Here is an 8,120-nt window from a genome sequence, read left to right on the forward strand (position 1 = left end):
CTGCCGGGCCGGCGAGAAGTCCGCGGCCGCCGCCGGTCGGTCCGTTACGAGCCGCTCCCGGGCGTTTCGGTGGCCACCAGAATGGCGGTGAGCAGGAGGACGAGGACGCCGAGCACGACCTCGATGCGCGCGACCCGCGCAAAGCCCGTGGGAATGACCTGCCGGGCGTCGGCATCGCGCGTGCTGCGCCAGTTGAGCCCTCCGAGGACAATCACCACCGCGACGACGACCAGCTTGCGCAGCATGGTGATCGCGTAGTGATCGGTGGTGAGATTGGCGAACGTCACCCCCTGCGAACCGGCGCCGGTGATGCCGGTGAGCGCCAGCACACTGGCGCTGGCCAGCGCGAGCGTGGAGAAGCGTCGGCGAATGCGATGAAACGCCGCGCCATCGCAGGCGAGCCACCCGGTCGCGAGCAGGGCCGCGAGGCCGCCGATCCAGATGCCGGCCGCAAGGAGATGCAGCATGTCCGCGGCCAGCACGGCCGCCGCCCCGAACTCGATGGCCGCGGCGTGCCCACTGAACGCGGCCCCCAACCCCAGCATGAACAGGAGCGCGGCGCGCACCCCCCGCGTGGTCGCATCGGCGGGGCTGTCCGCCAGCAGCGCCAGCGCGACCGTGGCCACCACCTGCGCCATCCACGCCTTCCCCCACGTGGTACCGGTGAGGATCGCCGGAACGCCGCTCCATTCGATGGCGGACGGGGCGCCGTAGATGGCGAGCACCTGCATGATGAGCCGGAGACCCAGCGCAGCCAGCGCGCCCCATGCCGCCCGGCTCAGCAGCGTCCGCAGGCGCCCCGCCACGGTACTATCGATGCGCGGATCGATGACGAGGTCGTGCATGACCGCCGCGCCGATGATACCGCTGTAGGCGAGCAGCAGCAGCCACCGCACCCCAACCGCGAGGGGCGCGCCGACATCGAACAGGCCATTCATGCGGGCCGCGAACCGGTAGACATGTCGGTCACGCTAGCACGGGCTGCGAGCGGCGCCAAGGGTCCGCTGGGGGCGTCGGTCGTGGCCAGCGCGAAACGCCAGTGCGAAACGCCAGTGCGAAACGCCAGTGCGAAACGCCAGCGCGAACGCGTTGCCCCCGCGTGGGCCCGGCTCCACATTCCCGCTCGTCTCCCCCGACCCGGCCATCGTGCGCCGACCGGGCCACCCCCTGCCTCCCCCGCATGACCATCTCCTGGATCGACTGGGTGATCGTGGCGGCCACCATCCTGGTGTGCTTCGTCCCGGCCCTGTTCATCGCCAAGCGCTCCGGCCAGAACACCACCGAATTCTTTGCCTCCGGGCGATCGGTGCCCTGGTGGCTGGCCGGACTCTCGATGGTCGCCACGACCTTCTCGAGTGATACCCCCAACTGGGTCACCGAGCAGGTGCGCCGGTACGGCGTCGCCGGCAACTGGCAGTGGTGGGCGTTCGTGCTCACCGGCATCGCGACGGTGTTCTTCTTTGCGCGCCTCTGGCGTCGCTCGGGCGTGCTCACCGATCTCGAGTTCTACGAGCTCCGCTACAGCGGCAAGGAAGCGTCGCTCGTGCGCGGCTTTCGCGCGGTGTACCTCGGGCTGTTCTTCAACTGCTTCATCATGGGGATGGTGACGCTGGCCGCGTGCAAGATCGCCAACATCCTCTTTGGTCTCGCGCCGTGGCAGACGATCCTGCTCACCGGCGTCCTGAACGTGGTGTTCGCCGCCCACTCGGGGCTCTGGGGCGTGCTCGTCATCGACATGATCCAGTTCTTCATCAAGATGACGGCGGTGTTCGCTGCGGCGTGGTTTTCGCTCGTGGAAGTCGGGCGTCGCCTCGTGGGCGCGCCCGACGGCGTCGCCGGCCTCAAGGCGCTGATCGAGAAGCTGGCATCGACGCAGGTCGTGCAGGCGGCCGGCAATGCCCAGCCGGTGATGTCGGCGAAGGACGGCAGCGGGCAGCCGATTCTCGATATCCTGCCGAACTTCGGCATGACCGATCTGGCGCTGATGGTCTTCATTCTGCCCATCGCCGTGAGCTGGTGGGCGAACTGGTATCCGGGCGCCGAACCGGGGGGCGGCTCGTACATCGCGCAGCGCATGCTCGCCTCCAAGTCCGAGAAGGACTCGCTGGGTGGGACGCTCTTCTTCAACATCGCGCACTACGTCCTGCGCCCATGGCCGTGGATCATCACGGCGCTCTGCTCGATCATCGTGTACCCCGATCTCGCGTCCATCCAGGCGGCGTTCCCGAACGCCGACCAGTCGCTCATCGGCCACGACTCGGCATTTCCGGCGATGCTCAAGTTCCTGCCGGTGGGCTTCACGGGGCTCATGATCGGCGGCCTGCTGGCGGCCAATTCGTCCACGATCCTGACGCACCTCAACTGGGGCTCGTCGTATCTCGTGCACGACTTCTACCGGCGCTTCGTAAAGAAGGATGGCACCGAGGCGCACTACGTGAATGCCGGCCGCCTGTGCACGCTGTTCCTCTATGTGTTCGCGGCGCTGCTCAGCCTGACCATGAGCTCCGCACAGCAGGCGTTCCAGGTGCTGCTGTCGATCGGCGCCGGCACCGGCCTGCTCTACATCGCCCGCTGGTTCTGGTGGCGCGTGTCGGCGTGGTGCGAGATCGTGGCGATGGTGGTATCGCTCCTGACGTCGATCGTGGTGCCCAAGCTGATGCCCGACGCCGGCTTTGCCATGAACACGATCGTGCAGGTCGGCATCACCACGGTCGCCTGGCTGGTGACGGCGTTCGTCGGGCCAGCGACCGATCGCGCCACGCTGCTCGCGTTTGTCCGCAAGGTGAAGCCCGCGGGCGGCGGCTGGACGAGCATCCGCCAGGAAGCCGGGGTCAGCGACGCCGAGGTGGCGCAGGAGAACCGCATGGCGGCGTCGGCCATCGGCTGGCTCGCGGGGTGCGTGGTGATCTGGTCGTCGCTCTTTGCGATCGGCAGCTGGATCTATCTGCCGGGTGATCCGTCGCGCTTGAACGACGCGCTGGTCCTTTCGGGCGTGTGCGTCGTCTCGGGCGTCGTGCTCCTGCAGGTCACCAAGCGTCTCTGGTCGGAGCGTGCATGATGCGACCTCGCGTTGGGGTGCTCGTGGCGGCTGCCGCCTGTGCCGTGCTGCCGGTTGGGGCATGGGCGCAGGTGCCGATTACCGGACAGGTGGTGGTGATGCCGGGCGGCAAGCCGCTCGCCGGCGTCGAGGTGCACCTCAAGGCGATCAACCGCATGGTGAAGACCGACAGCAGCGGCATCTTCCTCATGGATAGTGTGCCCAAGGGGCGCTATCTCGTTGAAGCGCATAAGCCTGGCTTCCGCCCCTTTTCGAGCTACTTCAACGTGATGTCGGCGAGCGATCCGGAGTATCGGATTGAACTCTCGCCGGCGCCGGCGATGGTGGCGGGGGTCGTTACCACCGCCGATGCCGTGACGGCCCGCATGGCGAGCTTCGAAGAACGTCGCGCCAAGAAGGTGAACGGCGGGCGCTTTCTGGTGGCCAAAGACTTCGAGGGCCAGGTCGGTCGGCCCCTCGCCGATGTCCTCGCGCGCATCCCCGGGGTGACCATCCTGCGGGGCACCGCGATGCCCGGTGCCGCCTACCTGGGCAACAACCGCGGCATGGACACGATGAAGCCGGACCTGCTCCCCAAGATCGGCCCCGGGGATGTGGCACGCGGCGCCAATGCCGGTGCCTGCTACGCCGCCGTGGTACTCAATGGGGTGGTGATGTACGACGGCCAGGGACAGCAGAATCTGTTCGACATCAACTCCATTCCCCCGCAGGACGTGCTCGGCATGGAGTACTACGCCGGGCAGGCGTCGATTCCGGTGCAGTGGAGCACGATGTCGCCGACCTGCGGACTGCTCGCGATCTGGACCAAGAACTGAGCCGCTGACGTGCTCGCGGCCGTCCGCCTAGTGGGCGGCGGCGAGTGCGGCGGAGGCGACGCGGGCGGTTTCGGCGAGTACGGCGGCGCCCACCAAGAGGCAGCCGTCGGCCGCCACAAAGTGCGGGGTGTGTGCGGGGGTGGGCTCGCCGCCCGGCTCACGCGCGCCGATGCGCAGAAAGGCCCCCGGGATCTGCTCCAGATAGCAGGCGAAATCTTCGCCGCCCATGTTGGTGATGCCGAGCGGTACGACCTGCTCCGCGCCGACGAGGCTGATCGCCGCCTGACGGGCCCAAGAAGCGGGCTGCTCCGGGTTCACGATGGGCGGCGTACCCCATTCGATGTGAATGTCCGCCGAGAGGTCATGCGCGGCGGCGATGCCGTTCGCGATGCGCGTGAGCTCATCGGCGAGCAGCGTGCGGGTGACGGGATCGGTGGAGCGCAGCGTGCCACCGATCGTCGCCGACTCGGGGATGACGTTGGGCGCTGTGCCGGCCGTCATCGTGGCGACGGTGAGCACGGCCGGCGTTGACGGGTTCACACGACGCGCGACCACACTCTGCAGCGCCGCGATGAGGAGCCCGGCGCCGAGGACCGGATCACGCGCTTCATGCGGTCGGGCGCCGTGTGCACCGCGGCCGTGCAGCGTAATGCGGAACGTATCGGCGGCGGCGGCCAGCGACCCGGCCTGTGCCACCACCTGCCCCACGGGAAAGCGTCGATCGACGTGCGCCCCGAAAATCGCGCGCACGTCGTGCAGCGCTCCCGATGCCAGCATGGCGTTGGCCCCTTCCCCGATCTCCTCGGCGGGCTGGAGCACGATGAGCACATCACCCGTGGCCGGATGCGCCGCGAGGAGACGCGCGGCCCCGACTGCCCACGAGGCGTGCACATCGTGGCCGCAGGCGTGCATGACGCCCGGGTGCACCGAGGCGAAGGCCAACCCGGTCGCTTCCTGAATCGGCAGCGCATCGATGTCGCCGCGCAGGGCCACGACCGGCGCGAAGGGGTCGGTGCCGCGAAGGCGCGCGACCACGCCGGTACCGGCCACGCGCTCGATGGACACCGGCTGCGCCGGCGCGAGCGCGCGGACGAGTGTTTCGGCAGTCCGCTGCTCGGCGAAGGCGAGTTCCGGGTGCTGATGCAGCTCCCGGCGGAGTGCCAGCAGCTCGCCGGTGAGGGCGTCGGAGAACTGTGCCAGCACCGCGTCGGGGACGCCGCGCAGATCGGCATCAGCAGGAAGCGTAGCCATGGCCGCGAAGCTAGGTTTGGCGCAGTGGGGCGGCAAGGGTGCGCCCCGGGACCTTCACTTCCGTTTGCCAGTGAGTCAGTCGCACCGCGGTGCCGATGGCATCGAGATCCGGTTGGTGGCCACGCTCGACGAGTACGCCGCCTGCGTCGCGCTGCAGGAGCGCATCTGGGGCCCGGGCTTCAAGGAAACGGTGCCGCCGGCGATCCTGATGGTCGCGCAGAAGATGGCCGGGGTGACCGCCGGTGCGTTCGATGCGGACGGGCGGCTGCTCGGTTTCGTGTTCGGCATCAGCGGCCTGCGGCACGGCACGCTGTCACACTGGTCGGACATGCTCGCGGTGCATCCCGACGCGCGTGGCGCCAACCTTGGCGAACGGCTCAAGCACTTTCAGCGCGCGGTGTGCCGCTCGCACGGCATTCCGCTGATGTACTGGACCTTCGATCCACTCGTGGCGCGCAACGCGCATCTCAACCTGATGCGGTTGGGGGCACGGGCGGCGGAGTATGCCGTGAATCTGTATGGCAGCAATACCGGCAGCCCGTTGCACGGCGCGCTCGATACCGATCGCTGGATTGCGGCGTGGGATCTTGAGACGCCGGCGACGCCGCCCGCCGCGCCGGTCGCGGACGGGGTGTTCGTTGTGCGTCCCTATGAGCCGACGGCCCTGCCGATCGAATCGGCGTTCGTCGACGGACCGGCAATCCGCGTGGGCATTCCTGATGATCACGAGCGGCTGGCATTCGAAGAGCGCGTGGCGTGGCGGCTCGCCACGCGGCGTGCGCTGACCCACTATCTCGAGCGCGGCTGGACCGTGCGTGGCTTCTTCCGCCGCGCGGGGGCCACGCCGGCCTTCTACGAACTCACTCCCTCTGCCTAAGCTCTCCATGCTGCGCGTTGACCAGATCACGCTGCGCGAAGTGCGCCTACCCCTGCGCGAGCCGTTTCGTATCTCCTCGGGTGTGGTATCGGAACGCCGGATCACGTTGCTCGAGATTCGGGATGTGGATGGCGTGACCGTGTGGAGCGAGGGCGTGGCGGGTGAGCTTCCGAACTACAGTCCGGAAGCGATCGATACCGCGTGGATCGCCATCCGTGACTGGGTGGCGCCGCGCGTCATCGGCCGCTCCTTCTCCCACCCCGGCGAGGTGTTCGCGACGCTTGAAGCCGATTTCCGCGGCAACCTGATGGCGAAGGCGGCCGTCGAGATGGGGATGTGGGTCCTCGAGGCGCAGCGGCAGGGCATGCCGCTCGCGCGTCTGCTTGGTGGCACCCGTGATGCGATCGCGACGGGCATTTCGCTCGGCATTCAGCCCTCCCCCGAGGCGCTGGTCGCCAAGGTCACGGCGGCGCACGCCGAGGGCTACCGCAAGGTGAAGATCAAGATCGCCCCTGGCCACGATGTCGCCTTCATCGCGGCTGCCCGCGAGGCCCTGCCCGACGCCCCCCTCATGGCCGACGCGAACAACGCGTACACGCTCGACGATGTCAGCGTCATGCGGCAGCTCGACCAGTTCGACCTGATGATGATCGAGCAACCGCTCGCCTGGGACGACATCTATCAGCACGCGACCCTGCAGCGCGAATTGCGGACGCCGATCTGTCTCGATGAATCGATCACGTCGCTCGACAAGGCGCGCGAGATGGTCACCCTCGACGCCGGGCGCATCGTGAACATCAAGCCGGGGCGCGTGGGCGGCTTTGCGAGTTCGCTGGCCATTCACGATTACTGCCTGGCGAACCACATCCCCGTCTGGTGCGGCGGCATGCTCGAAAGCGGCGTGGGGCGCGCATGCAACGTGGCGCTGGCGTCGCTGCCGGGCTTCACCAAGCCGGGCGATCTCTCCCCCAGTGCGCGCTACTGGGCGCGTGACCTGGTCACGCCCGAATGGACGATGACGGCGGACGGGATGGTGCCGGTTCCGCTCGACCAGCCGGGGCTGGGCGTGGCGCTCGACTACGACCGGATCGAGGACCTCACGGTGCGAATTGAGGTCGTGCGCTGACGTCCCGACGGCACGCGCCACGCCGACGACAATGACGGTTCGTGATGTGCGCATCATCGCGACCACGTGCGACGACTGAAATCTCCGTCATCTTAGGGACGAACGCTCAAGTGCTCGCGCGGTCGAGCCGAGCTTTGGGTCATCGACGCGCTGCAATCAGCCCCTGAGGCCATACGGGGATCGCGTCGCTGGTGTACCACGACGCCGTGGACGACTGCCCGGGCCGTCTTCGAAGACCACGTATGCGTCCGCCGATTCTGTTGACCGACCGTGTGTGCGCGCACGTCAGGGGCTTTGTGCCGCCTGGCGTTTGGCTCCTGTCGGTTGATCGCTGTGCACGCCGATCGGGCAACGCCCCGAGGACGGCCATGCGCACGGCTGGCAGTCAGATCGATGCCCCCTCGCGTCATCGCGATTGGCGCTGATCGTCACGACGGAACCGCACGCCGGGCGGTTATTGCCCTCACGTCCCTTTCCTTGCCCATCGCCATGACTTGGTACACGCATCTCAAGCTCGGTGTGAAGCTGTTGACGTCGTTCTCGGCACTGGTCGCCATCACGGCCTTTGTTGGGGTCTTCTCCGTGCTCAAAATGAAGACGGTCAATGACCAGTCAACGATCATCGCCGACAACTGGTTGCCCAGCGTCGAAAAGACCTCGGCGATGAACACGGCGACGTCGGACATCCGGATTGCGCAGTTTCTGCATGTGGTCTCGACCACTGATGAAGCCATGAGCGGTGCCGAGAAGGACATCGCGACGTTGACCAAGTCGCTCGACTCGATTGGCACCGAGTACGCGCCGCTGATTTCGAGCGACGCGGAACGCGCCTTGTACGATCGGTTCACGGCCCGGTGGAAGGAGTACACGGCTGAACCGCCCCGGGTTTGGAGGAGACTCGGTTAATTGAGTGCCAAGCGCTCCGCAGGAGCCGCTTGGGTGCGGTAGAACTGCTCCTCGAACTCCGCGGGGGAAACATACCCCAGCGGCTCC

Annotated in this window: 7 protein-coding genes; 5 read left to right on the top strand and 2 right to left on the bottom strand. The window is 67.7% G+C overall.

What is annotated here, in order from left to right; translation table 11 throughout:
* Positions 1–44: 44 nt before the first annotated feature.
* Positions 45–938: a CopD family protein gene (locus K2R93_08500; GenBank protein MBY0489867.1), complete on the bottom strand. Its 894-nt coding sequence runs from the start codon at positions 936–938 to the stop codon at positions 45–47.
* 242 nt (positions 939–1,180) lie between these two features.
* On the opposite strand from K2R93_08500, the gene K2R93_08505 reads away from it, so the two are divergent.
* Both K2R93_08505 and K2R93_08510 read left to right on the top strand, forming a co-directional pair.
* Entirely contained in the window at positions 1,181–3,058 is a 1,878-nt protein-coding gene (locus K2R93_08505; protein ID MBY0489868.1) for a Na+:solute symporter, read from the top strand.
* Positions 3,055–3,873 carry a TonB-dependent receptor gene (locus K2R93_08510; GenBank protein ID MBY0489869.1) on the top strand — a complete coding sequence of 273 codons (819 nt, stop codon included), beginning with the start codon at positions 3,055–3,057 and terminating at the stop codon, positions 3,871–3,873. The genes K2R93_08505 and K2R93_08510 overlap by 4 nt, the downstream gene beginning before the upstream one ends.
* A 27-nt stretch (positions 3,874–3,900) precedes the next feature.
* Here K2R93_08510 and K2R93_08515 read toward each other — a convergent pair whose 3' ends face one another.
* Positions 3,901–5,124 (bottom strand): amidohydrolase, encoded by a 1,224-nt coding sequence (locus K2R93_08515; GenBank protein ID MBY0489870.1) that lies wholly within the window; start codon positions 5,122–5,124, stop codon positions 3,901–3,903.
* 70 nt (positions 5,125–5,194) lie between these two features.
* Here K2R93_08515 and K2R93_08520 point away from each other — a divergent pair, with 70 nt between their 5' ends.
* From K2R93_08520 to K2R93_08530, 3 genes are all read left to right on the top strand, one after another.
* A complete protein-coding gene (locus K2R93_08520) occupies positions 5,195–6,001 on the top strand; it encodes a hypothetical protein (protein ID MBY0489871.1) in 807 nt (268 codons plus the stop codon).
* Positions 6,002–6,008: 7 nt separating this feature from the next.
* On the top strand, positions 6,009–7,127 hold the full coding sequence (gene menC / locus K2R93_08525) for an o-succinylbenzoate synthase (GenBank protein ID MBY0489872.1): 1,119 nt from the start codon (positions 6,009–6,011) through the stop codon (positions 7,125–7,127).
* 489 nt (positions 7,128–7,616) lie between these two features.
* Positions 7,617–8,033, top strand: coding sequence for an MCP four helix bundle domain-containing protein (locus K2R93_08530; protein ID MBY0489873.1), 417 nt, complete (start codon positions 7,617–7,619; stop codon positions 8,031–8,033).
* Positions 8,034–8,120: the final 87 nt, after the last annotated feature.

The sequence above is a fragment of the Gemmatimonadaceae bacterium genome (genome assembly GCA_019752115.1).
Taxonomy (GTDB): Bacteria; Gemmatimonadota; Gemmatimonadetes; order Gemmatimonadales; family Gemmatimonadaceae; genus Gemmatimonas.

Bases quoted from the DNA above. Each gene is read 5' to 3' on its own strand.
- K2R93_08505 (MBY0489868.1), top strand. From the start codon at position 1,181: ATGACCATCTCCTGGATCGACTGGGTGATCGTGGCGGCCACCATCCTG.
- K2R93_08510 (MBY0489869.1), top strand. From the start codon at position 3,055: ATGATGCGACCTCGCGTTGGGGTGCTCGTGGCGGCTGCCGCCTGTGCC.
- K2R93_08500 (MBY0489867.1), bottom strand. From the start codon at position 938: ATGAATGGCCTGTTCGATGTCGGCGCGCCCCTCGCGGTTGGGGTGCGG.
- K2R93_08530 (MBY0489873.1), top strand. From the start codon at position 7,617: ATGACTTGGTACACGCATCTCAAGCTCGGTGTGAAGCTGTTGACGTCG.
- K2R93_08515 (MBY0489870.1), bottom strand. From the start codon at position 5,124: ATGGCTACGCTTCCTGCTGATGCCGATCTGCGCGGCGTCCCCGACGCG.
- menC (MBY0489872.1), top strand. From the start codon at position 6,009: ATGCTGCGCGTTGACCAGATCACGCTGCGCGAAGTGCGCCTACCCCTG.